The following is a 25,264-nucleotide window of genomic DNA, read 5'->3' as shown; positions in this document are numbered from 1 at the left end:
TTTCCTTTTATGAAGGAAAGCGGTTGCTACGGGCAGGTGGTCAGCGGAATGATTTTATTGCCATAAATAATCATCCGCCTTGCAGCCTGCCCGGCATTATCTATTTCCAGCCGTTGCCCCGGTGGAATATATTTTGAATTGTTGTATTGCGTACTGCACCCGACCGAGGAAACATATTTAAAATAGGTATTCCCGGTATTACTCACCACCCCGTTGCTAAACGCATAATCAAAATGTCGTGTCCATGGGCGGACAATCAAAATAGCCTCAAGCGAGACCACCACATCCGACTGGATGCGCTGGCCTTTGCGCGTGATCACCTTTGCCTGGAGCGGCGTCTCGGTGAATTTTACGCGATAGTATCGCTCTTTGTTGTCATGCGGGCCGGTATAATAAAATTTAAAACCCGCGCGTTCACCGCTCCCCAGCGTTAATTGCTTAGGCGAATACATGACTTCGCCGTCTTTTATTTCGGTTTCTTTTCCCTTCTCTTTAGGAACGTCTACCTGAATAAGCGACACGGTATAATTCTGACGCTCGCTGGTATCGTTTTTTATCGGCTGAAAAACAACTTCTCTTTCGGGAAGAAAATCAATATTCAGACTTTCGATAATTAAAGCATTTGCCCCTGTGGAAATGAAGCAATTTATTGCAAAAATAGCCAGGAATTTTCCAGTCATGGTTGATTAATTCCAGGATGCGCTAACATCTATTCTTCCCTGCGCGGTCACTTCACCAAACCAGCTATTTCCGTCATAGGTGGTTTTCGATACCGGATTATCCATAACGAACTGGAGGATCAGCGGTGTTTTCCAGAGCCACATATCGGTCACGCCGGAACTCATTTTGTCCCACTCTTCCGCATGGGTGGCCGGCGCCGGGATCGACAGTACTTCGCCTTTACAGTTGTGCGCCATCAGCGTCTGGCTTTTCCCCACCAGCACGTTGCCCGGAATGGGAACCGTGAAGCCGTTGCCGCTAAAGGCGCAGTAGTCCACCCCATTCAGGCTTTGGGTAGGCCCGGTGACTTTTACCGTGACCGCAATCGCCGCATCTTTTTGCGCCCCGCTGTAGGTGATGGTGTAGGGGATCTCAATGGGCGCTTCGCCGATAATGCCTTTCCCTGAGCCGCCCAGACCGTCAGGATCGAGGGTGTAATCCGGGTTGTCTGGCACAATTTCCAGCCCGGGTTCGATCGGGTTAATCACCAGGCCGCCCCCCGGCTGGAAGCAGAAATCCGCCGCCAGCGAGCTGTTGCCGGGCGTCAGACACAGGCTGACGATATTGCCAATGTTGCTGCCGTCCCCCGCCTGCGCCACGCTCAGAATTAACGCTTTCGGCAAAAAGATTTTAAGGTACGCTTTGCCGCCGTTTTTCTGCGGCGCTGCAAGGAAGGTGTTCGCCAGGACACGCGTATCGCTCAGGATACCGCCGGAGATACTGTACCAGGTGTTTTCATCGAAGGTCAGCTCGGCGGCAAGCCCGGTGCCGCCGCTCATGTGCGATTGCAGCACGCTGTTGACGCGGGAAGAGGTGAGCGCCAGCCCTCCGTTGTAACCGGAGATATCTTCCCCAACAAATGTGTATTCGATCAGGTCGCACAGGACGCCAGAGACCGTGTTACGGGTGTACTTGGTGCAGGTGGCCCCCGTTGATCCATCGACAATCGTCACCTCGCCGCTGATCGGGTCAATACCCAGGTTAAGCGCTCTGGAGTTGGTCATGGTCAGCGTGCCCACCTTGTGAAGCGTATTGGTGGTGGTCACTTTGTTGATGGAGCTGATTTGCGGCGTGGAGGTGATGGTCACTTCATCCCCTGGCGCGGCGTTGAGCAAATAGTTAAAGAACGGATCGCCCAGTACCCAGCGCCCGTATGACGTGCCGGGCTCCATCACCGGCGGCTTAACCACCATCGACGTGTCGGTATAGCTGGTCGTCGGGGTGTACCCCGTGTTGCCGCAGGACGAGGAACACGCCGTCCCTTTAAAGAACGGAGAAGCGCTGGAACCGGTCACCGAAAAGTCGATAGTTAACGCGCTGCCTGCCGGGCCGTTGAAGCTGTTGTCCGGGATGTAAGTGGCGATACCGTTATTCGTTTTCGCACTCAGGGTCGGCCACTCGCGCGAACCGTGTAAAAACGCGGTCGACGTGCTGTTCAGACTAAACAGCCCCGCGCTGTTTCCCGTACCGTTATTGTCCGGGTTATTAATGGCGAAATAGGGCAGCTCCTGCGCCTGGGCCGCCGCGCTCATCAGCAGTAAATTAAGAGCGAATATCTTTTTCATCGTCACGTTCCTGCGTTCCTTTTGCTTCCTGCCAGACGAAATCGCCTTTGTCGCAGGAGATGTCCCCAAGCCACAGCGCACCGCGGTTAGACTCGATGTCCAGGCGCACTTCGCAGACGCTGTCGTCCGGCGTGGCGATACTCAGGACAGGGTTGTTCTTATCAACGTCGATCACGAAGCGTCCGTCGTTTTCCGTCCGGGTCAGCCCGACGTGGTTTTTGATCTGCATGGCGCCAATCGGGGCCCCGTTTGCATCCACAAGACGACCAAACAGAGTGACGATTTTCTTCACCTGCGGCTTCATCACCACGGTATTGCCCGGATAAACCGTGATATGGCGACGCGCATTCGCGCCAATCTCATAGCTTTCCGTACCGGTTTCACTGTTCATCACTTCCAGGTCATAAGCCTGGTATGCCGGCAGCGACAGCCAGGTCTTATCCCCTTTGATGCGTTCTGCCCGGCCGTTAAGCTTCAGGGTCAGCGCTTCATCAGATTTGAGACCGGTACTGACAATCACCCCTGCGCTTTCGGTGCCTTTCCCGGCGGCGATGGCCTCTTTGGACCAGCCCACGCTGCCGTCACTGGTCAGCGTGGAGTTCCAGCCTTTACTCATGCCGCTCTGGACGCTGAGGATGTTGCTGTTCCACGGCGTGTCGAAGTTCACGCTGCCGCCGCCGCTTACGCTGCGATCCTGGCGGCTGTTAAAGGCTTTCGAGACGTTGGCGGTAGCCGATTTCAGGTAATCGCCTTCAAACTGGCGGCTGGCGCTGACGTTCAGCGCCGTGCCGGTATCGCGATTGTGGGAAACGCCAACCGACACGGTATTGCCGAGCGGTATAGCGAAATCGAGCATCACGTAACGATCTTTCTCTTCGTAATACCCGTCGTATTTGTTGCGCGACATTCCCACCCGCAGGCGCGCCGTACCGTAGCGACCGGCGTATAACCCCTGGGAGTAGTCCAGCTGATAGCGTTTATAGCGATAGAGGTCGTCCTCCTGGCGCATCAGGCTCAGGTTGCCCGCCGAGGGCAGACCGAACGACGGCAGGCTAAAGGAGGCGCCCCAGGTATTGCCCTTGCTCTCATAGATATCGAGGAACTTGCCACTGGAGAGCTGTTCATGGGAGTACCACACCGAGCCGATCTGCCACGGCAGGCTGAGATTCGCCCCATAGTTGGCGCGATAGGTTCCGTCGGAGGCGGCCATGGTCTGGGTATTCACCGAGAAATAGCCCGTCAGGTTCAGGGAGGCCCACAGCTCGCTGACGATGTGTTCCCGCATCATGTAGGTGGAGGCGTTCCAGTCGACCATCCCGCTGCGCTTGCTGAACGAGGCTCCCACCAGCGACATGGTGTCTTTATGTTTGGTGTCGTAATCGTAGTAGTAGGTGTTGTCCTGCTCGTTTTTGCGTTTCGCGTATTTTTTATAATTGACGACGGATTTATCGCGGCTATACATCCCGCCCCACATCTGCCAGCGCAGCGTTTCCGACACGTTGCTGGAGAACGGCTTATTTACGGTGTACATGTTACGCGACACGGTGCGGCTTCCGCTCACCACCTCAACTTCGATGCTGTAGATCCCGTAGGGCAGGCTGCTGGTGTCAATTTCATGGTTGCCGACGTCAAAGCGCTGAATGCCGATAAGCTGCCCGTCACGACGAATACGGGCCTCGCCCGCCGTGGGGAAATAGACCACCACCGGCGTCAGAGAGAGCGTGTTATCGCGTTTGCGGGAGTTGGCCTGGTTGCCCATGGAAACGCCGTAGACTTCACCGCCGGAAATCCCGCTGACGCTCGCCAGAGACTGCATCGCCCAGCCGTTCAGCATGCCTGCGGCGTAGCGCATCCCCTGATAGTCGCGCTCCCACATAACCGCATTCATCTGGGTATCGCTGCTGCTCTCGTTGACGTAGCCAGAGCCGTCGATCAGCACATGATCGACGCCCATTGAGATCCAGTTTCTCGCGTTCAGATAGCCCGACGACCAGCTGTCACCGTAGCCGCTCTCGGTGTGATACGCCCCGAGGTTGTAGGAGAACGTGCCGCTCAGGTCGTCAGACTCCGGCGCATCAATGTCCACCTCACGCGGGCGAATATTCACCCCGTAGTCGCTCTGCGACAGATTCAGCAACAGGCGCATTTTTTTCTGATCCAGCTCGAACGCGGACCCCGTGCTTACCGGAATGCGCATCTGGTCATCAAACTGCTTATCGTTAATGCTCTGCAATAACGTTCTCATCTCTTTTGACAGACGAATGCCGTTATCAGACTCCTGGACCTGAACGTCCCTCAGCCCCAGCTTCAGATCCTTTGCAAAGAGCGTCACGTCACCGATACGAACATATTCGCTCGCCGTGCCTTCGTGGTTCCCTTGTTGTGCTGAGTGTGGACGCGTATTCACCAGATAGACGGGAATTTTGATCCCCTGCTCCAGCAGTGCATAAAGCGAGTCGGGAAAACGGTAATTAGCGATAACCACGGAGCTTGAGGCTGCATGCGCAAGCGCGGGCAGCGTGCCGGATGCGCAAGCCATCATCACCGGCAACACTAATTTATTTTTCACCATGCATCCTTACTTAACAGGAATGAACTGTTTCAGGTCCCATATTCCGAGATGAAAATGGTTATCCGTAACGTTGATATCCTCGATAGCGCGCGAGGTCTCTGGCATCAGGTAGAAGTTTTTGCTACACGGCGTGCCGGGGGATTCCGGATTCGGCTTCAGGCAGGTCCCGGTCGCATTGACGCGAAACGAGGTGTTCCCTTTATTGGTTATTTTTCCCGCCACATAGACGAAATCAATCTTCTTATCCCGGGGCTGAACCACCAGAATGGTGCTCACCACCGCGCGCGTCATCCCGGTGCCGTTTTTTGGCGAACTGCTGTCCACCTCTTCGCTTACCCCTTCATCCGTGAAGGTAATGCGGTAGTAACGCTCTTTGTTATCGGCGTTCCCGTGATAGTAAAATTTGACGATATTGCTGGTACCGGCGGGCATCACCATGCGCGTGGGCGTCAGCAACAGTTCGTCCACTTTCTCCGGATTAATGACGATCCCTTCATCCATTGGGCTGCTGATCCGCTGTGCGCGAACAGAAACAATACGCACGCTGTCTGCTTCGTTTTTTATTTCCTTGGCGGTGGAGTCAGCATCCGCAGAAATAATGGTGGTGACTTTTCCCACATTAATGGCCAGCGCGGAGGAAGAGATAAATAATAAAAATAAGAAGGCGGATTTGAGGTTAAACATGCTATTTCCCTAAACAGGGGCTTGCGCCCCTGGATCGATCAGGCCTTAGCCCCAGGTTGCGCGGAACGCAACAGACACGGTCCCTTCCCACAGGCTGTTGGTCAGGTCTTTGAACTCTTTCGCCGTACCGGCATTGTCCTGAGCGGAGTCAACGTAGAAGACGAATTTGTCCTGGCCGGTAATTTCGGTATCTGCCGCCGCGCCTGCGCTGGTGGTCAAGTTCCACAGGCCAGAAGAGACGCCGGTGTTAGAAGAGGAATCAACCAGCGTGGTCCATGCGGTTGATTTCGCCCCCACGGTGCCACCGATAGAGCCCAGGTCGTTACCGCCCCAACGCGCACCCACTTTCAGCTTGGTCGCTTCACCACCCACGCTGAACAGCGTGTTGTTTGAATCGTCGAGGATAGCTTCGAGTTTGAAGCTGGTCGCCGTAGAGTGATCGCCACGGATAGCCACATCAAACAGACCGGTGTCGGTGTTGAAAGATTTGGTGTTGGCGCTGTAAACAAAGTTCAGAGCACGCGTTGGCGTAACAACCAGATCGGATTCGCTGTCTTTGGTCGCGGTTGCCTGCCATGTGGCAGAAGCCGTCGTTTCTGCTGCATTAACTGCGCTCAGGGCAGAAACAGACAGCAGGGAGCCCAGAACGATAGCGTTCAGTTTGTTCATTTATTTAGTCCTTCAAAAAAGAATCCACGTGTATAAAAAGGGGAGCCCCTTTTTCGAGGCGGAGTATAGACAGCCGCAAAATAACGAGGCAATACAGAAAAATTCACTCGACGGAGAGCAACAATAAAAATATAAATAAATTTCTCGTATCTTATTGTTACGTATTGAGTAAATTACTCACTTTCCCGAGTAATAGATAAATATCGATTTTTTAATAAAGAGAAATATCAAGACGTCGGGACAGCCACACACATCATTACAGGCAACACCAGCCCCTTAATTAACCACGCATGTTTTTTTACGCTGGTAATATAGAAGAAGTTGATATTATCAAGTAACATTTCGTTTACAACGCCATCCGGCGCCGCATCATCTTCAGATTTATTCAGCTTTTTATCCTTAATATAAAAGATATTGCTTCCATCGACTTTTTCCACGCTGAGCGTGTAATTTCGGTCAATCAGGTAGCTTTTGCCCTCTTTCTTGAGCACGCCTTTATGAATAACCGTCACAACATCTTTGTTGTTAAACAGGAAAAGCGTGGTTAGCGACATATCGGTTGACTCACCCGTGGAATATGTTTTCCAGGAAATGGTATCTGACTGGCAGCCAAACCCCTCATCCTGCGTTCTGGTAAAATAGATCCATAACAACGCGATGACAGACAGCGCCAGTACGATACTGAACAGTACACTCATTTTAGTCCTTGACATATTTTAACTCCCGGTCAGGCTTCTGTAAGAAATGCAGTTCTTATAATCGTCGATACTGTCCTGCTGATAACAGATGGCCAGGAAATAATTTTCTATCTGCGACTTTTTAAACCTGGAATAGTAAGCATCTGCAACCTGATGTTGACAGTCGATATGTTGACTGGCGATGACCTCTTTTACGTGATTAAAGTAGTGCTGTCGCGGCTGATACATATTCTTATCGATCAGGTATACCGTACACCGGTCCACTTTACCGAGCAGATGCATATCAGAATCTTTCAGGCTCTCGGCATAGGAATCCCTTTGGTGCAACAGTAAAACAGCGGTGCCGATAACGGTAATCAGTAATAAGGTGCAGAGAGAAATAAAGAGTCTGTGCAGCGATATTAATTGTTTAGGCGGATCGGCATCTTTCTTATGCGCTAGCGTATCGAATGATTCAGAGGCAGATTGTTCACTAAGCGTTGAAACAACCGGCGGCCTGACCGTGTGGTGTTCAATATGCGCGGCAAGGCTAAATCCCTTGCCACGTATCGTTTTTATCAGTAAAGGGTCGCATCCTAATGTACGAAATGCTTTTCTGATTTCACTTATGGCAACATTCAGACTCACCGAAGAACCAGAGAAACCATGATCCTCCCAGACCTTCTTTATCAGGTCGTCTCTGTCGAGAGTTTTACCATTATTGATGATAAGTTCATAAAGCAGACGACCCGCCTGGTTAGATAACTTAATGGATGACTCTTCCTCTCCATTAATCATGATCATACCGGTGTCGACTTCATAAAGCATTGTAAGATCAATGAGATACTTCATATTATTATTACGCCATTGTTAAAATTATGTGCATTTGCCAGGCAATAATAAGTCTAAAGTTTGTGTGGTCAAGTCGCGTGATATTAATTGAGAGATGAATTCATAAAGCTTCATTAATTAACAATTATTAAATCATTAATAAAAATATTTGAACCAACGCATTTAGGTTAAAACATTAAAAAAAACTAACACACAAGATTATAATCTTAAACTTTAGAAATTGTTGGAATAATGTTTTGTTATGTACTTTTTTAGTGCAACATAATATCGTCAAAGCATTCTCCCGAGTCGCCATGCGTCTAGCCGGTACATCAGGGACATGTGTAGCCGATTAACATTCATTTTAAATAACACAAATCTTCATGGAGTTTATCATGTTCAAATCGATCATGACCGTATCACTGCTGGCCGCCGCTATTGCCTCTACCAGCGCAGTGGCCGCAGACAATTCGGCGGGTGGTATTATTAACTTTACCGGCGCTATTACCGATACAACCTGTACCATTAACGGCGGTAAAAGCGCAGACTTTACCGTTGCGCTTTCCCCTATTTCGGTAAAAGATGCAGGCACCACGGTTGGCCTGATCACTAAGAATAAAAAATCTATTGCGCTGACTTTCTCAGGTTGTTCACCAGCAGCCGGAACGACCGGCACCCCGCTGAAAGTGTATTTCTCCAGCGCGGATAATATTTCCACTGACGGTAAATACCTGCTGAATAACAGCGTGAACGAAAGCGATGCCAGCGTGGCACGTAATGTCGGTTTTGCGCTAGTGGAGCCAGGTTCGTCCACGCCAATTACCCTGAACCAGCCTTACACCACGGATATTATGGGTACAGCGACCGCGCCAGATTCCGAGACGCTGACGCTGGATGTTTATTATTATAAAACGAACGCCGCTGCCGCCACCGTGGGCGAGTTAAGCTCCAACGTAACGTATACCATTTCCTACCTGTAATAATGATTATTCAGGCTCTGTTTTCGCAGAGCCTGTATTTAAGGTTGCAATCATGCGCAAGGCAATTTTGCTGGCAGGTTTACTGCTAAGCACCGGTCACTCGTGGGCCAATATTGTCATTAATGGCACCCGTGTCCTTTATCCTGAAAATAACAAAGAGGTGATCGTCCAGTTAATGAATACGGGCGATGCGCCCGCTCTGGTGCAATCCTGGATAGATGACGGTGATATTAATTCCACGCCGGAAACAGCCAATGTGCCGTTTTTGCTGTCGCCGCCAGTGATAAAGGTTAACGAACATAATGGCCAACAGCTTCGTATTAAAAAGCTGCCGTCCAGCTTGCCTGCGGATCGCGAATCCGTCTTTTTCCTGAATGTTCTCGACATTCCGCCCAGACCTGAAAATCTGCAAAATCAGAATACCGTTCAGCTGGCGATTAAATCCCGTATCAAACTTTTTTACCGGCCCGCTGCGCTGAAAGGCACGCTGGATGACGCGGTGGCGAAACTGACGCTCGCCGCCGAAGGCGATCGCTTTCGCATTACAAATAACAGTCCGTTCCATATTACGGTCGCCAATATTTCGCTGGGTAAAACGAAATTGCTCCAGGAGTCCCCTATGGTTTCCCCGTTTGGGCAGCTGACGGTCGCCGCAAAAAATACGGTTAAGCGCGGACAGACCTTCCAGCTGATGTATGTGGACGATCTTGGCGCGTATAAAACCCGGACTTTCACCAGTCAGTGATCGGAAAGACTCACCATGAAAATGAAACAAAACAGACTCTGTCTGCTGGCAGTCTGCACGCTTCTGCTTTCGCATAAATCAGGGGCCGTCTCGTTTGATCCCTCCCTGCTTGCTGGCGCATCCGGTGAGTCCGATCTGTCTCGCTTTTCCGAAAACAACGCCATGCCTGCCGGCAGCCAGGAGATGGATATCTACGTAAACGGCAGCTGGAAGGGACGTTATACCGTCATCTACGGCGAGCAGCGTGACGACATCCGCATTGCCTGGAAAGATGCCCGGTCGCTTGGCATCAACACCACGTCCGTGCCTGCGCCCGCCATTGCGCACGGGCAGGTTCAGCTGCGCGATCTGGTTCAGGGCGGTGAAGTCAAAACCGATACCAGCACCCTGAGTCTGGCGCTTACCGTTCCGCAGGCGGCCGTGCTGCGTACTGAAGAAGGTTACATTGCCCCCCAGTTCTGGGACGAGGGGATACCGGCGCTGATGCTCTCGTGGAACACGACCTGGTACAACACCCGCGCGAAAGGCGCTGCGAAAGACACAAATGATGATTTTTATGCCGGGCTGGATTCCGGCGCCAACCTGTTCGGCTGGCAGTTTCGCGACAGCAGCGCCTGGCGGAAAACGGCCAGCGGAGAGAGTAGCTGGCAGAATAATACCCGCTACCTGCGCCGTCCCCTGGCCTCGCTGAAATCCAACCTGACGCTGGGTGACTTTTATATTCCTGGCGATCTGTTTGATTCCCTGCGCGTGCGCGGCGTGTCGCTGGCGTCGGACATGAAGATGCGCCCAAATTCACAGCAGGGTTTTTCACCGGTGGTTCACGGCGTGGCACGGACGAACGCCCTGGTGAAAGTTATCCAGAATGGCAACGTGATCTATCAGGAGAATGTGCCGCCGGGCCAGTTTACCCTCGACAGCATTCAGCCTACCGGCTCCGCGGGCGATTTGCTGGTGGTGGTGCGTGAAGCGGACGGTTCACAGCAGTCCTTCACGGTGCCGTTTTCCGCCGTACCCGGGATGCTAAAAGAAGGGGTGAGTCAGTACAGCGTGGTGGCGGGTAAAGTGCATCAGAACACGCTCGATGCCGAACCCGCATTCATGCAGGCCACGCTGCGCTACGGGTTTAATAACCTCATCACCGGGTATACCGGGACGATTATTAGCGATAACTACCAGGCCGGGCTTGTCGGTACCGGGTGGAACCTTCCCTTTGGCGCGGTCTCGTTTGATGTCACCCACGCCAAAACCACCCTACAGGATCGCACCAGCAGCGGTCAGAGTTATCGCGTGTCGTACAGCAAATTTATCGATACCACCGCCACCAACTTCACCCTGGCGGCCTATCGCTATTCCACTAAAGGCTATTACAGCTTCAGCGACGCGCTCTATTCGCGCGAAGGGTATCAGCGCCTGAGAGCGCAGTACGACGACTATGAAGATCGGTTTGGCGTTGCGCCCGACATGTCGCTAAGCACCTGGGACGCCATGCGCGCGGCGCAGCCCAAGAATACCTTTACGCTTAACCTTAATCAGCGCCTGCTCAATAACTGGGGCACAGTGTTTGTCTCCGGCACACAGCGCGATTACTGGAACTCACAGCAAACCACGCGCGAATACCAGATGGGCTATTCCAACGCCATCGGCCGCGCCAGCTATACCCTGTCGGCCAGCCGGGTACGGAACAGGGACAGTGAAGAAGAGACGCGCCTTTACCTCTCCCTCAGCCTGCCGTTCTCGCTGTTTGATAATAATGCGTGGATCACCTCCAGCCTGACGGCCAGCGATTCGCATTACGAGCAGAGCAATATCAGCATGAGCGGGAACGCGCTGGCGTCGAACCGACTGAGCTACACCCTCTCCGGCAGTAATGCGCGGGGGGGGAAAAATGCGGCAAGCGTTAACGCCGCGTACCGTTCGAACTTCGCGACACTCGGTGGCTCTTACAGCGAATCCTCCGACTACCGCCAGACCGGGCTCAGCGGACGCGGCAGCCTGGTGGCCTACCCGTGGCACGTTCTCGCCTCAAACGAAACCGGCACAACCATGACTATCGTCGATGCGCCAAAGGCGGAGGGGCTGATGGTGAACGGCGATGAAAGCATTATGACGAACCGCGATGGCGTGGCGCTGGTGCCTTACGCCACCCCGTATCGCAAAAACGCCATTACGTTAACTGAAACGGAAAACAGCGCTGGCGCGGAAGTGATCGGCAATATGGCTAACGTGGCTCCTTACGACGGGGCGGTGAGCTATATCCGCTTTGAAACCGACAAGCGCCAGTCATGGGTACTTCATGCGACGCGCGCCGACGGCAAACCGCTGCCCTTTGGCACCGAAGTGCTGGATGAACATGGTGAATCTGTCGGGTATGTCGGACAGGCCAGCGTACTGTATATCCGTGCTGAACGGCCGCCACGCGCGCTCAACGTGCATCTCCGCGGCGGAAAGTGCGAAATCTCCTCCCCGGCCTGGGGGCTGAACAGCCCCTCATCGGTTTGCCATTAATTACGGATTATCAAAATGTTACGATCATTCATGTTCCTGCTCCTCACCAGCGTTAGCGGGATGAGCTATGCCACCTGCTCCGGCAGCAGCATCGTTTATGGCACACCGATTACCATTGATTTATCGGATAAGCTGAGCCCGGCCACGCCCACATGGACCGGCAGCTTTACCACCCAGTACAGCGGCTCGTTCAACTGTACGACGGGTAATAGCGAATTTTCTTACACGCCGATCCTCTCGACCGACAGCAAATACGCGACCATCCTCGGATTCAGCAACAACAAGTATATGGTGCGGGCGGAGATCACCAATCCCCCGGCCAATAAAACCCTGTCTGCCAGCGGTAGCCATACGGCGTCTGAGCTGAATACACCGTTTACGGTTCGCTTCACCCTCGTTAACCAGAGCGGCACCACCCTGACGGGGGATACGGCGAACATGAGCGACGTTCTGTTCGTCAGCGACATGAGCGGGTTATCTATCTGGGAAATCATCACCTGGCCAATCAATCAGGTCATCAAGATAGCGCAGTGGTTATTCAGCGGGTTCAAGTGGCCTTACGACAACCGCGATATGTTTGGTCAGCCGATGATCATCAAATACGCGCCGAAACTGACTACCTGTTCCTTTGATAATGCGGGGCTGACCGTGGCGCTGCCGACGCTCGGCATTCCCCAGCTCAGTGCATCCTCACAGCCGGGGCTGACGCCTTTTTCACTGAACATGAGCTGTCAGAACGTCGGGGTTAATGGCAATTCCGATCGGGCAATTGAGATGTTTCTGTCCAGCACGCAGCTGCTTTCGACCGACAGCTCGGTGCTGATCGACAGCAGCAGTAGCGCGGCGCAGGGCGTGGGGCTCCGCCTGATAAAACGTGACGCCCCGCAAACGCCGGTGACCTTCTCTAACTCGACCACCAGCCGTGGCAACGCCACAATGATCTTCAGCGTGGCGGCTGGCGCGGCGCTGGACGAACATTTCACCCTTCCGATGGCGGCGTACTATTACGTGTGGGCACCCGCCCAGGTGAGCCAGGGTAAGATCAATACATCGGCTACGCTGAATATTATCTACCCCTGATGTGGACTATTCCTCCATCTTTCCAACCGTCTGCACATACTTAATCAGTTCGCTGTGGTTGGAAAGATTCAGCTTTTTCATCGCATTATGCTTCTGCGTCGCAATAGTACTGACCGAACGGTTTCGATGACGGGCAATCTCCGTCGTTGAAAATCCTTCCACAATAAGATGAAGCACCTCCCACTCTCTGGCCGAGAGGATGGAGCGCGCCCGGGAGCCGGACCGCATTACCCGCCTGAGCCACGAAGAGATCGACGGTTTTTGCCCGTCCGCCATGAGCAACGCGGGTAATTCCTTTTTCAGTTCAGTCAATTCATCCTGCTGACTGATGGTTAATTCAAATTTCATCTCCAGAACTTTTTTTAACAGCCCGTAAGGCAGCTCGGGCACCAACAGAACACGCCTGACGTGATGGGTTTTACATAAAGATGTAAAACGGCTGCTGACCTCCGCACTCCACTCTTTATGATTAAGCAGATAATTAAATTCAGTGAAGAAAACATCCACTTTATTATCCGCCACCGCCGCCAGCGCCTGTTCTGTGGAATCGACCTGAGTAATGTTCAGTACGTAATCGGGTAAAAGATCCTGGAGCGCCCGGAATATTATCTCTTTAAATATATTTATTTTGTAAAACACCATTACCCTTACGATACGTTCAGTATTATTCATGTCTTTTCTAAATTCTCGTGACCGGAGGAAAATGATAATAGTTTATGTACTCACCACTCACAACCTCTTCGCGCCAGGATTTTATCCTTCTCAGGCTTAAAAATCTGAACAAGGACATTAAATTCATAGAAAAAATTCTATTTTATTCTGCGCGCCGTTTCCCCTTGCAGATAAAGCCTTGTCGATAACCCTGCCACGATCACAATTTTTCTTACAGCAATAGCATTAAGCCACTGAAAAATCGGTGGATTAACCCCATTAATTAACCGTCGAATGCTTATTATCCGCTCATTTACAGAATAAAAATCTGGCATGAATATTATTAGAAGATTAAAACAATTGCATATACCATTAAAACCCTTTTTCAATTTTATCTTCCTCTAATAATTGGCATCAGCTTTACTCGACGGTTTGTATTGGCTTACATTGATGCCATCGCATCGCGTTATTTAAAAAAGTGCTCGCTATTCTTTTAATAAGAGAGTGCGAACCGCCATTTTCTCTTATATGGACTGTTTACTCAGCGAAAGGAGAATGCCAATGCAAAATAAAAAAACAATTCACGTTGCCGTTGTTGACAGCTGCGAATTCACGATGATTGGCCTGCAATCGCTTGGAAAGCGTGAGCCTGATGAAAAACACGACGTTATTTTCCATGGGTTTACCCATATCGAAGAACTTGCTATGAGTGAACAACTCTTTGATATCATCATTTATGATCCGTTGAATACGCGTCATTTCCGGGTGACGACAAATGACGACATTCTCTGCATTAAACAGAAACAAGTGACGGCGAAGATCTATATCTATTCGTTATCCGCCGGCTATTTGAAATTTAAACATGTTGATGGGGTAATCAGTAAAAGAGTCTCCCTGGGGGATATCAAAGCGCTGTGGCAAATACTGATGAGCCAGACGCCGCAAGAGTCTGGCCGTTACAATGTAGGCATGACGACCCGCTTACGCACCCCGGCGAGGCTGTCCAGCGAGGAGGCCAGCGTATTGCGCGGCTATTCCTGTAATCTCAAAACCAAGCAAATCGCCCGTCAGCTGGGGTGTAACGTCAGGCTGGTTTACTTTTATAAGAACAACGCCATGAACAAGCTTAAAGCCGTGCGTGGCCCCTCGTTTTACCAGAGCATTCGCTGGATCCTGAATTAAGAATTTGACCGTGTGTCGTTTGCCTTTTGTTCCCGTGTCCGCGGGAACCTTTTTTTCATTTTCTGAAGGCTGTTCCATGTATACCGTTCTTCCCTCTCCCCTGTTGCAACGTATCTCAGGGCTGCGCTTCCAGCCGCTTGTCGATCTTCATTCGGGCCAGGTGTTCGCGCATGAAGTGCTTGTGGAGATCCGTAACGTCAATCTTGAGGTGCTGTTTGCCTCGCTGCCCTCGCGCAGCGCGCTGCAAATCTTCTTCTGGCAGGCCAACACTCTCTTACAGATACCCGCCCGGGACGGTTACTGGCTAAACCTTCCGGCAGAGCACCTTCTCGACGAACGCGCTATCCGGTTGTTGCTGGCGTTACGCCATCAGCAGCGGTTAACGATTGAAATTCAGGATCCCCTGACCATCACACGGCTGAGCGAGGCTGAGCAACGTCATCTTCATGCCACGCTTGTTCGGTTAAAAGAGGCGGGATGGCAAATCTGGCTGGACGATTTAACCCGGGAGTTGGCTGAGGCGTTCGCGCGGCTTGCGCTACCGCTGGATGGGGTAAAAATTGACCGTTCAGCACTGCGCGAGCGCGCGCCGCTTGCCCCGTTTGTGCAGGAGGTCAGGACAGGTATCGCGCAATCAATTCTTATCGAAGGCATCGAAAACTCGCGGGATCTGGCGCGCGCCCGCACGTCCGGCGCACAGTCTGGCCAGGGTTTTCTGTGGCCCGAAAGCCGAACCGATGCCCGCGTAACGCTTTGACGGCCAGCGGAGCGCTGGCCTTTTTACCGGGGCTTACCAGCCCGGCACCGCGCCACCGTTAAAAAGGGTCTCTGCCGCTTTCGCCACTTCCGGCGACTGATAGGACTGGATAAATTCCTTCACGTTTTCAGCGTCTTTGTTCTCTTCACGCGTGACCACAATATTCACATAGGGTGAGTTTTTGTCTTCAATAAAGACGCTGTCGTGTACCGGAGACAGCCCCGTTTGCTGGAGATAGGTGGTACTGATGATGGCCACATCCACTTTCGGATCGTCCAGCACGCGCGGCAGCTGCGCCCCTTCCAGCTCCATAATCTGTAAGTTTTTCGGGTTCGCGGTAATATCCAGCGCCGTTGGCAGCAGGCCAACATCCGGTTTAAGGGTAATCAGCTTCTCTTTTTGCAGCAGCAACAGCGCGCGACCAAGGTTGGTGGGATCGTTTGGAATCGCAATGGTTGCGCCGTCCTTCAGCTCAGACACCGATTTAATCTTTCGGGAGTAACCCGCCATCGGGAAGACGAAGGTATTGGCCACGGCGACCAGCTTGTAATTGTGCGCCTTGTTATCTTCTGCAAGGAAAGGGCGATGCTGGAAGACGTTGGCGTCCAGTTCGCCCTGGTTGGTGGCATCGTTGGGTAGCAGCGAGCCGCTAAAGCCCACCAGCTCAACATCCAGACCGTATTTCTCCTTTGCCACCTTTTTGGCGACTTCCGCCACGTCCTGCTCAGCGCCATTGATTACGCCGACTTTAATGTGTCTGGCATCATTGCCGCCCTGGTCACAGCCCGCGAGCAGCAGGCCAGTCAGGAGAAGCACACCCATTCGAAGTTTCACGAGACAGTTCCTTTTGAAAGACGTTTTGAAGACTATATCGACAACGAGACGGCAGGCTAAAAAACGAAAAGGAATCAGTAAGACGGTTAAGTTATATGCGGCCTGTTGCCGGGTGGCGCTGCGCTTACCCGGCCTACGTGACGGGGGAAGTGTAGGCCCGGTAAGCGTAGCGCCACCGGGCGATGGGCATCAGGCTACGGTAGTCCAGGCGCAAGCAGAACCGCTAACCTCACGCCTGCCGACGCAGCGGCGCTTCGCGCAAAAACCACGACAACACAAACGCCAGCACCATAATCCCCGCCGCCAGCATGAACACCGCATGGATCGCCGAGCCGAACGCATCCAGATAGTCCAGACGCAGGGCATCAGGCAGATGGTGTATGGCAACGGGATTAAGTTCACGCGGCAGTTCCGCCCCTTCAGGCAGCCTGTCGATCAGACCTGATTGCAGAATATGGGTGAACACCGCGCCAAACAGCGCAACGCCAATCGCCCCGCCAATGGAGCGGAACAGCGTCACCCCAGACGTCGCGACGCCGTATTGATCGGCTGACACGCTGTTTTGCACCGCCAGCACCAGCACCTGCATCACCAGCCCCAGCCCCATGCCCAGCACGCCGGTAAACAGGTAAAGCTGCCAGGTTGGGGAGGTGATTGAAATGCGCGTCAGTAACATCATCCCCACCACGCCGAGCAGCGTGCCGAGGATCGGGAACAGACGATATTTCCCGGTACGGCTGATGATGCGCCCGCTGATGATGGAGGTGAGCAACAGCCCCCCCATCAGGGGGATGAGCTGCAAACCGGCCTGCGTCGGCGTGGCGTCTTTTACCACCTGTAAATAGAGCGGCAGGAAAGTGACGGAGCCAAACAGCGACATGCCGATAATAAAACCGATCAGGCTACAGAGCAGGAAGCTGCGGTCGCGGAAGAGCGACAGCGGGATAATCGGCTCCCACGCCAGCCGCTCTTCGTAGATAAACCCGGCGATCCCCGTCAGGCCGAAGGCCAGAATGCACCACAGCTGCGGGTCGCTCCATTGGCGGATCGTCCCCCCCTCGGTGGTAAACAGAATGATGCACAGCAACGCCATGCTGAGGTAAATCGCCCCCAGGTAATCAATCTCATGCTTGCTGCGCCGCTCGCTGCCGTGGAAAACCGCGCCAATCACCAGCAGCGCAAACAGCCCCAGCGGCAGGTTGATGTAGAAAATCCAGCGCCAGGATGCGTGCTGAACGATAAACCCGCCGATCAGCGGCCCTATCACCGTCGCCAGGCCAAACACGCCGCCAAACAGCCCCTGATAGCGACCCCGATCGGCAGGCGGGATCACGTCCGCCACGGCAGCCATGCTGATCACCATCAGACCCCCGCCCCCCAGCCCTTGCAGGGCGCGCATCAGCACCAGCTGGGTCATGTTCTGCGCCAGACCGCACAGCGCGGACCCCACAAGGAACAGCACAATCGCGATTTGCAGAACGAATTTTCGGCCAAACAGATCGCCGAATTTGCCGTAAAGCGGCACCACGATGGTCGAACTGAGGATATAGGCCGTTACCACCCACGAGAGTTTATCCAGCCCGCCCAGCTCACCCACGATGGTCGGCAGCGCGGTGGAAACAATGGTCTGATCCAGCGCCGAGAGCAGCATCACCAGCAGGAGTGCGCTGAACAGCAGCTTAATCGACGGCGCCTTTTTCGCAGGTTGAGTCATTACGTCGGACTCCATAAGACATCACTTGAAATTAATTAATCGTATAATTAATATTTGTGGAAGTGATGAATAAGATCAAGAGATACGGTGACCATGTCAGCACAAAAGGACAATTCTGAACCCCGCCGCCCCGGTCGGCCACGCGGCGGCAAGCGCGTTACCGCCAGCCGTGAACAGCTGCTGGATATCGCCCTGAATCTCTTTTCCCGCCAGGGGATCGCCAATACGTCGTTGAACGCTATTGCCCGCGAAGCAGGCGTGACGCCCGCCATGCTGCACTACTACTTCAACTCCAGAGAACAGTTGCTGGATGCGATGATTGAGGAGCGCTTCCTGCCGTTACGCGAGCGGATCGGGGCGATTTTCGCCGACAACCGGGATTCGCCGGTGGATGCCCTGACGGAAATGGTCAGGGTGCTGGCCGAACTGGCGGAAAAGTATCGCTGGTTTGCCCCGCTGTGGATGCAGGAGGTGATTGGCGAGATGCCGGTACTGCGCACCCATTTGCAGGCACGCTTTGGCGATGAGAAATATCACACCACGCTGGCAACCATCAAAGGCTGGCAGCAGGAAGGAAAGCTGAATCCGGCGCTGGCCCCCGAACTGCTGTTCACTACGCTGCTGAGCCTGGTGCTGGTGCCGTTCTCCCGCATGCGCAATGACGAGAGGCTTAGCGCCCTCTCGCCGGAGATCGTGGTGCGCCACGTGTTAGCCGTGATAGGCACCGGGATCGGCGGTTAAAGATTTTTGGACAGATAGTGTCTCTGCATTCCCTGATAAGGGTAATCCTGCAAGGACATCTGCACCTGATAACCCTGTTTTTCATAGAACGGACGCGCCTGGAAGCTGACCGTATCCACCAGCGCGTGACGACAGCCTTTGCGACGGGCCTCCTTTTCAGCCGTTTTGATAAGCTGGCTTCCCACACCCGTACCCCGCACGCTGTCACTGACCCACAGATAGTCGATGTTCAGCCAGTCGCCTTTCCGTACGCCGATTAACCCGCCCAGCATGACGCCATTGTCGTCTCGCATATATACGCCAATATCGCCACTAAACGTCGCCAGATCTAAATACTGAGCGTTATAGGCTCTTAGCCCCGTTAATAATTCTTCTTTTTCTTCAGCCGTGACTTTATCTGTAATGCTCAGGTGCATAAATCTCTCCTTATTTTCAGCGCAATCTGAATATCTCACAGCTTAACCTTCATAAAAACTCCTTATTTCCTCCATTGTTTAAACAAGGAAATATTCATTCAATATGTAAATAAAAAAAACCTTTCCAATAGGCTCCGAAAACGTATAATGAGAACGATCATTCTCACTTTTTACGGTAGCCGACGATGAGCACAAAGCTGGAAGAACGACAAAAACTACGGCAGGACGAAATCATCACCGCCGCGCGCCGCTGCTTTCGCGCCAGTGGATTTCACGCTGCCAGCATGTCGCAGATCGCCAGCGAAGCCAGGCTCAGCGTCGGACAAATCTATCGCTATTTCAGTAACAAAGACGCGATCATTGAAGAAATGATCCGGCGCATTATCGACTCACGTATTGAGGAGATGCAGGGCAAAACCCTGGTTGAAGGGATGCCGCAGGCGCTTGCCTGGCGCCAGACGCTTAACGAAGATGATGACGCGCTAATGCTCGAAATGTCCGCAGAGGCCACGCGCAATCCGCTGGTGGCAAACATGCTGATCGAAGCCGAAGCCCGCATGTTCGCCAACGCCTGTGAGCACCTTAAAAAGCAGTTCCCCCACCTGAGCGATGAGCATATTCGCTGCTGCGTGGAGATTACCGCTGTGATGATCGAAGGCACGATTTACCGTCGACTCACGCCTTTAAAAGTACCGTCAGAACAATTAGAGCCCATATACCAGAATATTTTAAATATGCTTTTCTCTGCGAAGTAATCGCATGTGAATAATTAGCGGAAATAATTAATTTCCCTTTTTTCATTTCTGGCTCTGCCAGAGATGCGGGATCGCTGTGCTTTTAATTAGCCCTCCTCCCTGTTAAGCGATTAACAGGGCAGGCTTCGTTCACCCTGGAAAAAGATTATGAAAACCATAACAACCTCCATCGCAGCATTACTCCTCCTGACAGGGTGCGATAATGCGCAAACATCTGCTCCTCAACGTCCTCTTCCGGAAGTGGGGATTGTCACACTCATGAGCCAGCCGGTGTCCGTCGTTAGCGAGCTGACCGGCCGCACCGCCGCCGCGATGAGCGCCGAAGTGCGCCCTCAGGTGGGCGGCATTATTCAGAAACGGCTCTTCACCGAAGGCGATACGGTCAAGGCCGGGCAGGCGCTGTATCAGATCGATCCTTCCAGCTACCGCGCCGCTTATAATGAAGCTGCCGCCGCACTGAAACAGGCGCAGGCGCTGGTGCAGGCCGACTGCCAGAAAGCCCGACGCTATGCGCAGCTGGTGAAGGACGACGGCGTATCACGTCAGGATGCGGAAGACGCGAAGTCCACCTGTGCGCAGGACAAGGCCAGCGTCGAGTCAAAGAAAGCCGCGCTGGAAAGCGCCCGCATTAACCTCAACTGGACCACCGTCACCGCGCCGATTGCCGGACGTATCGGCATCTCCTCTGTGACTCCCGGCGCGCTGGTGACCGCCCAGCAGGATACCGCGCTGGCCACCATTCGCGGGCTGGACAGTATGTACGTCGATTTAACCCGTTCCAGCGCCGATCTGCTGCGTTTACGCAAGCAAACCCTCGCCAGCAACAGCGATACGCTGAACGTGTCGTTGATTCTCGAAGACGGCAGCAGCTACAGCGAAAAAGGCCGCCTGGCGCTGACCGAAGTGGCGGTGGATGAGTCTACCGGCTCAGTTACCCTGCGCGCCGTCTTCCCGAACCCGCAGCATCAGCTTCTGCCGGGCATGTTCGTCCGCGCCAGAGTGGATGAAGGCATCATGAATGACGCGATCCTCGCCCCGCAGCAGGGCATCACTCGCGACGCCAAAGGCACCGCCACCGCGCTGGTGGTGAACGCCAGCAACAAGGTCGAACAGCGTCAGCTGGAGACGGGTGACACCTACGGCGACAAATGGCTGGTGCTGAGCGGTTTGAAGGCTGGCGATAAGCTGATTGTGGAAGGCACCGATAAAGTCACCGCCGGGCAGGAAGTGAAAGCTGAAGAGATGAAAACCAACGGAGGAAACGCCTGATGTTTTCCCGTTTCTTCGTGCGTCGCCCGGTCTTTGCCTGGGTTATCGCCATTCTCATCATGCTCGCCGGAATGCTGGCGATCCGCACGCTGCCCGTTGCGCAGTACCCGGACGTGGCTCCGCCGTCGATCAAAATCTCCGCCACCTATACCGGTGCCTCCGCACAGACGCTGGAAAACAGCGTGACGCAGGTGATCGAGCAGCAGCTCACCGGGCTGGATAACCTGCTCTACTTCACCTCCACCAGCAGCTCGGACGGGTCGGTGAGTATTAACGTCACGTTTGAACAGGGAACCGATCCGGACACCGCTCAGGTACAGGTGCAGAACAAAGTCCAGCAGGCGGAATCGCGCCTGCCGACCGAGGTGCAGCAGTCCGGGATCACCGTCGAAAAATCCCAGAGCAACTTCCTGCTGATCATGGGCGTATATGACAAAACCGACACCGCCAGCAGCTCGGATATCGCCGACTGGCTGGTGAGTAATATGCAGGATCCGCTGGCGCGCGTGGATGGCGTCGGTAGCCTACAGGTGTTCGGTGCAGAATACGCGATGCGCATCTGGCTCGACCCGGCGAAGCTGGCGTCGTACTCGCTGATGCCCTCCGACGTGCAGAGCGCGATTGAAGCGCAGAACGTGCAGGTTTCCGCCGGTAAAATCGGCGCGCTGCCCTCGTCGAACGCCCAACAGCTGACCGCCACCGTCCGCGCTCAGTCGCGTCTGCAAACGGTCGATGAGTTCAAAAAGATCATCGTCAAGAGCCAGTCCAACGGTGCGGTGGTGCGCATCAGCGACGTCGCGCGCGTGGAGATGGGCAGCGAAGATTACACCGCCACCGCGAAGCTGAACGGCCACCCGGCGGCGGGTATGGCGGTGATGCTCTCACCGGGCGCCAACGCGCTTAACACCGCCACGGCGGTAAAAGATAAGATCGCCGAGTTCAAAAAGTCGATGCCGGAAGGCTACGACGTGGCCTACCCGAAAGACAGCACCGAGTTCATCAAGATCTCCGTTGAGGACGTGATCCAGACCCTGTTCGAAGCCATTATCCTCGTGGTGGTGGTGATGTACCTGTTCCTGCAAAACATCCGTGCGACGCTGATCCCGGCGCTGGCGGTGCCGGTGGTGCTGCTGGGCACCTTCGGCGTGCTGGCGCTGTTCGGTTACTCCATCAACACCCTGACGCTATTTGCGATGGTGCTGGCGATAGGGCTTTTGGTGGATGACGCCATCGTGGTGGTGGAAAACGTCGAGCGTATTATGCGCGACGAAGGGCTGCCCGCCCGGGAAGCGACCGAAAAATCGATGGGCGAAATTTCCGGCGCGCTGATCGCCATTGCGCTGGTGCTCTCTGCGGTATTCCTGCCGATGGCCTTCTTCGGCGGCTCTACCGGGGTCATTTACCGCCAGTTCTCGGTCACCATTATTTCGGCGATGTTCCTCTCCGTGGTGGTGGCGCTGACCCTGACGCCCGCGCTGTGCGGCTCGATCCTGAATCACACCGCTCCGCACAAAAAGGGCTTCTTCGGCGCGTTTAACCGCTTCTACAGTAAGACCGAGCACGGCTATCAGAACAAGGTGCTGCGCGCCCTGCGCCGTTCCGGTGGCATGCTGGTGATCTACGCCCTGCTCTGCGGCGCGATGGGGTTCGCCATGCTAAAACTGCCGGGCAGCTTCCTGCCAACCGAAGACCAGGGTGAAATCATGGTGCAGTACACCCTGCCTGCCGGCGCAACCGCGGTGCGTACCGCCGAGGTAAGCCGCCAGGTACGCGAGTGGTTCCTCACCAAAGAGAAAGCCAATACCGACGTGATCTTCACCATTGAAGGCTTCAGCTTCAGCGGCAGCGGCCAGAACGCCGGGATGGCGTTCGTCTCCCTGAAAAACTGGTCAGAGCGCAAAGGCGATGAGAATACCGCCCAGGCCATTGCCCTGCGCGCCACGCAGGAGCTGAGCACCATTCGGGATGCCACAATTTTCGCCATGACGCCCCCGGCGGTGGATGGTTTAGGCCAGAGCAACGGCTTTACCTTTGAGCTGATGGCCAGCGGCGGCACCGACCGCGACGCGCTGCTGAAACTGCGTAACCAGCTGATTGGCGAAGCCAACCAGGACAACTCGCTGCACGCCGTGCGCGCCAACGATCTGCCGCAGATGCCGCAGCTTCAGGTGGATATCGATAACAACAAAGCCGTGTCGCTGGGGCTGTCCCTGAGCGACGTCACCGACACCCTCTCCAGCGCCTGGGGCGGGACCTACGTGAACGACTTTATCGATCGCGGCCGCGTGAAAAAGGTCTACATCCAGGGCGACAGCGACTATCGCGCCGTGCCGTCGGATCTCAACAAGTGGTATGTGCGCGGCAGCGACAGCACCATGACCCCGTTCTCCGCCTTCGCCACCACCCGCTGGGAGTATGGCCCGGAAAGCCTGGTGCGCTACAACGGCTCGGCGGCGTATGAGATACAGGGCGAAAACGCCAGCGGCGCGAGCTCCGGCACGGCGATGAGCAAAATGGAGCAGCTGGCAAACAGCCTGCCGTCCGGCAGCACCTGGGCGTGGAGCGGTTTGTCTTTGCAGGAAAAACTGGCAAGCGGTCAGGCGATGAGCCTCTATGCCCTTTCCATTCTCGTGGTGTTCCTGTGCCTGGCGGCGCTGTATGAGAGCTGGTCGGTGCCGATTTCGGTCATCCTGGTGATCCCGCTTGGGGTGCTGGGTGCGGCGCTTGCGGCCTCCCTGCGCGGCTTGAGTAATGACGTCTACTTCCAGGTGGCGCTACTCACCACCATCGGCCTGTCGTCGAAGAACGCCATCCTGATTGTCGAGTTTGCCGAAGCCAAAGTCGCAGAAGGTTACTCCCTGACGCGCGCCGCCCTGCGGGCCGCCCAGACGCGTCTGCGTCCGATCATCATGACCTCGCTGGCGTTTATCGCAGGCGTGACGCCGCTGGCGATTGCCACCGGCGCCGGGGCCAACAGCCGCGTGGCGATCGGTACCGGTATTATCGGCGGGACGCTGGCCGCGACGCTGCTGGCCATCTTCTTTGTTCCTTTATTCTTTGTACTGGTGAAACGTCTGTTCTCCGGTAAGCACGCAAACCGGAGGTCATAATGTTTCGTGTAACCGTATTAACGTTAGCGCTGCTGAGCGCGGGCTGTGTGTCATTAGATCCCACGTATCAGCGCCCGGACGCCCCCGTCCCGACGACGTTGCCGGGCGCCCATGGCGAAGCCAACGCCGTGGTGAGCCAGTGGCAGCAGGTGATGAATGATGCGCGGTTGAAAAGCGTGGTGACGATGGCGCTCAACAGCAACCGCGACGTGCAAAAAGCGATTGCGGATATCGACGCCGCCCGTGCCCAGTATGGCGAAACGCGCTCGTCCCTGTTCCCGACGGTGGACGCGGAACTGAGCCACACCCGCAGCCGCACGCTGGCGAGCGGTGTCGCGACAAGTGACGAAGCCAACGGCGCGGTCTCCAGCTTCGAACTGGATCTGTTTGGCCGCAACCAGAGCCTGTCGCGTGCCGCGCGTGAAACCTGGCTTGCCAGCGAATTCACCGCGCAGAACACGCGCCTGACGATGGTCAGCGAGCTGACCACGGCCTGGGTGACGCTGGCGGCGGATAACAGCAATCTGGCGCTGGCGAAGTCCACCCTGGAGAGCGCCGCAAACTCACTCAAGATTGTGAAGCGCCAGCAGGAAGTAGGCGTGGCAGCGGCAACGGACGTCAGTGAAGCGATGGCGGTTTACCAGCAGGCGCGCGCCAGCGTGGCGAGCTACCAGACGCTGGTGATGCAGGACAAAAACGCTCTCAACCTGCTGGCGGGCGATACGGTGCCCGAGAACCTGCTACCCGGCACGCTGGAGAGCCTGAGCGACAACGCCATCACGCTGATCCCGGCGGGCGTCAGCT

The 25,264-nt window shown here is 54.6% G+C and carries 22 protein-coding genes; 11 read left to right on the top strand and 11 right to left on the bottom strand.

Translation table 11 applies throughout. From position 1 onward, the window contains the following. Window positions 1–26: 26 nt before the first annotated feature. From DD606_RS07720 to DD606_RS07690, 7 genes are all read right to left on the bottom strand, one after another. The gene (locus DD606_RS07720; protein WP_006812468.1) at window positions 27–680 is read right to left on the bottom strand and encodes a hypothetical protein; all 654 of its coding nucleotides are present in this window, start codon (window positions 678–680) and stop codon (window positions 27–29) included. 6 nt (window positions 681–686) lie between these two features. Continuing rightward, complete coding sequence (locus tag DD606_RS07715; protein WP_129258487.1) at window positions 687–2,285, bottom strand: receptor; 1,599 nt, start codon at window positions 2,283–2,285, stop codon at window positions 687–689. Then, window positions 2,263–4,857, bottom strand: a complete 2,595-nt coding sequence (locus tag DD606_RS07710) for a CS1-pili formation C-terminal domain-containing protein (RefSeq protein ID WP_032627988.1) — start codon at window positions 4,855–4,857, stop codon at window positions 2,263–2,265. The genes DD606_RS07715 and DD606_RS07710 overlap by 23 nt, the downstream gene beginning before the upstream one ends. 6 nt (window positions 4,858–4,863) lie before the next feature. Then, window positions 4,864–5,541 carry a pilus assembly protein gene (locus DD606_RS07705; protein WP_110108039.1) on the bottom strand — a complete coding sequence of 226 codons (678 nt, stop codon included), beginning with the start codon at window positions 5,539–5,541 and terminating at the stop codon, window positions 4,864–4,866. Window positions 5,542–5,586: 45 nt separating this feature from the next. Further along, complete coding sequence (locus tag DD606_RS07700; protein WP_003860995.1) at window positions 5,587–6,210, bottom strand: common pilus major fimbrillin subunit EcpA; 624 nt, start codon at window positions 6,208–6,210, stop codon at window positions 5,587–5,589. 227 nt (window positions 6,211–6,437) lie between these two features. Beyond that, a complete protein-coding gene (locus DD606_RS07695; RefSeq protein WP_003860998.1) occupies window positions 6,438–6,908 on the bottom strand; it encodes a hypothetical protein in 471 nt (156 codons plus the stop codon). Window positions 6,909–6,926: 18 nt separating this feature from the next. Beyond that, window positions 6,927–7,739 (bottom strand): winged helix-turn-helix domain-containing protein, encoded by an 813-nt coding sequence (locus DD606_RS07690; RefSeq protein ID WP_022650116.1) that lies wholly within the window; start codon window positions 7,737–7,739, stop codon window positions 6,927–6,929. A 374-nt stretch (window positions 7,740–8,113) separates the two neighbouring features. Here DD606_RS07690 and DD606_RS07685 point away from each other — a divergent pair, with 374 nt between their 5' ends. From DD606_RS07685 to DD606_RS07670, 4 genes are read left to right on the top strand one after another with little or no spacing between them, the layout of a single operon-like run. Further along, window positions 8,114–8,698 (top strand): fimbrial protein, encoded by a 585-nt coding sequence (locus DD606_RS07685; RefSeq protein WP_022646579.1) that lies wholly within the window; start codon window positions 8,114–8,116, stop codon window positions 8,696–8,698. Window positions 8,699–8,750: 52 nt separating this feature from the next. Next, window positions 8,751–9,443: a molecular chaperone gene (locus DD606_RS07680; RefSeq protein WP_001223973.1), complete on the top strand. Its 693-nt coding sequence runs from the start codon at window positions 8,751–8,753 to the stop codon at window positions 9,441–9,443. Window positions 9,444–9,458: 15 nt separating this feature from the next. Further along, complete coding sequence (locus tag DD606_RS07675; protein WP_039268671.1) at window positions 9,459–11,951, top strand: fimbria/pilus outer membrane usher protein; 2,493 nt, start codon at window positions 9,459–9,461, stop codon at window positions 11,949–11,951. A gap of 15 nt (window positions 11,952–11,966) precedes the next feature. Beyond that, a complete protein-coding gene (locus DD606_RS07670; protein ID WP_045336002.1) occupies window positions 11,967–13,031 on the top strand; it encodes a fimbrial protein in 1,065 nt (354 codons plus the stop codon). Window positions 13,032–13,037: 6 nt separating this feature from the next. Here DD606_RS07670 and DD606_RS07665 read toward each other — a convergent pair whose 3' ends face one another. Continuing rightward, window positions 13,038–13,673 (bottom strand): LuxR C-terminal-related transcriptional regulator, encoded by a 636-nt coding sequence (locus DD606_RS07665; RefSeq protein ID WP_129258495.1) that lies wholly within the window; start codon window positions 13,671–13,673, stop codon window positions 13,038–13,040. Window positions 13,674–14,243: 570 nt separating this feature from the next. On the opposite strand from DD606_RS07665, the gene DD606_RS07660 reads away from it, so the two are divergent. Beyond that, complete coding sequence (locus DD606_RS07660) at window positions 14,244–14,864, top strand: LuxR C-terminal-related transcriptional regulator (RefSeq protein WP_015570093.1); 621 nt, start codon at window positions 14,244–14,246, stop codon at window positions 14,862–14,864. 76 nt (window positions 14,865–14,940) lie between these two features. Next, window positions 14,941–15,621 carry an EAL domain-containing protein gene (locus tag DD606_RS07655; protein WP_023315105.1) on the top strand — a complete coding sequence of 227 codons (681 nt, stop codon included), beginning with the start codon at window positions 14,941–14,943 and terminating at the stop codon, window positions 15,619–15,621. A gap of 33 nt (window positions 15,622–15,654) precedes the next feature. On the opposite strand, the gene nlpA is transcribed toward DD606_RS07655, so the two are convergent. Continuing rightward, window positions 15,655–16,455 (bottom strand): lipoprotein NlpA, encoded by an 801-nt coding sequence (nlpA, locus tag DD606_RS07650; protein ID WP_255573091.1) that lies wholly within the window; start codon window positions 16,453–16,455, stop codon window positions 15,655–15,657. 229 nt (window positions 16,456–16,684) lie between these two features. Continuing rightward, entirely contained in the window at window positions 16,685–18,169 is a 1,485-nt protein-coding gene (locus DD606_RS07645) for an MDR family MFS transporter (RefSeq protein WP_255573090.1), read from the bottom strand. Window positions 18,170–18,262: 93 nt separating this feature from the next. On the opposite strand from DD606_RS07645, the gene DD606_RS07640 reads away from it, so the two are divergent. Further along, window positions 18,263–18,910 carry a TetR/AcrR family transcriptional regulator gene (locus DD606_RS07640; protein ID WP_003861018.1) on the top strand — a complete coding sequence of 216 codons (648 nt, stop codon included), beginning with the start codon at window positions 18,263–18,265 and terminating at the stop codon, window positions 18,908–18,910. Here DD606_RS07640 and DD606_RS07635 read toward each other — a convergent pair. Then, complete coding sequence (locus DD606_RS07635; protein WP_063855635.1) at window positions 18,907–19,326, bottom strand: GNAT family N-acetyltransferase; 420 nt, start codon at window positions 19,324–19,326, stop codon at window positions 18,907–18,909. The two genes, DD606_RS07640 and DD606_RS07635, sit on opposite strands and share 4 nt — an antisense overlap. 185 nt (window positions 19,327–19,511) lie before the next feature. Here DD606_RS07635 and DD606_RS07630 point away from each other — a divergent pair, with 185 nt between their 5' ends. The 4 genes from DD606_RS07630 to DD606_RS07615 all read left to right on the top strand — a co-directional run. After that, window positions 19,512–20,081: a TetR/AcrR family transcriptional regulator gene (locus DD606_RS07630; protein WP_022646570.1), complete on the top strand. Its 570-nt coding sequence runs from the start codon at window positions 19,512–19,514 to the stop codon at window positions 20,079–20,081. Between the two features lie 147 nt (window positions 20,082–20,228). Next, entirely contained in the window at window positions 20,229–21,350 is a 1,122-nt protein-coding gene (locus tag DD606_RS07625) for an efflux RND transporter periplasmic adaptor subunit (protein WP_022650108.1), read from the top strand. After that, window positions 21,350–24,460 carry an efflux RND transporter permease subunit gene (locus tag DD606_RS07620; RefSeq protein ID WP_129258483.1) on the top strand — a complete coding sequence of 1,037 codons (3,111 nt, stop codon included), beginning with the start codon at window positions 21,350–21,352 and terminating at the stop codon, window positions 24,458–24,460. Before DD606_RS07625 ends, DD606_RS07620 begins: the two co-directional genes overlap by 1 nt. Then, window positions 24,460–25,264: TolC family protein (locus DD606_RS07615; protein WP_139158312.1), on the top strand; the 805-nt coding region annotated here is incomplete at its 3' end. The genes DD606_RS07620 and DD606_RS07615, both read left to right, overlap by 1 nt.

It is taken from the genome of Enterobacter cloacae complex sp. GF14B (assembly GCF_004136805.1).
GTDB classification, from domain to species: Bacteria; Pseudomonadota; Gammaproteobacteria; order Enterobacterales; family Enterobacteriaceae; genus Enterobacter; species Enterobacter hormaechei_C.
This window is presented reverse-complemented; position numbering and strand designations above follow the sequence as displayed.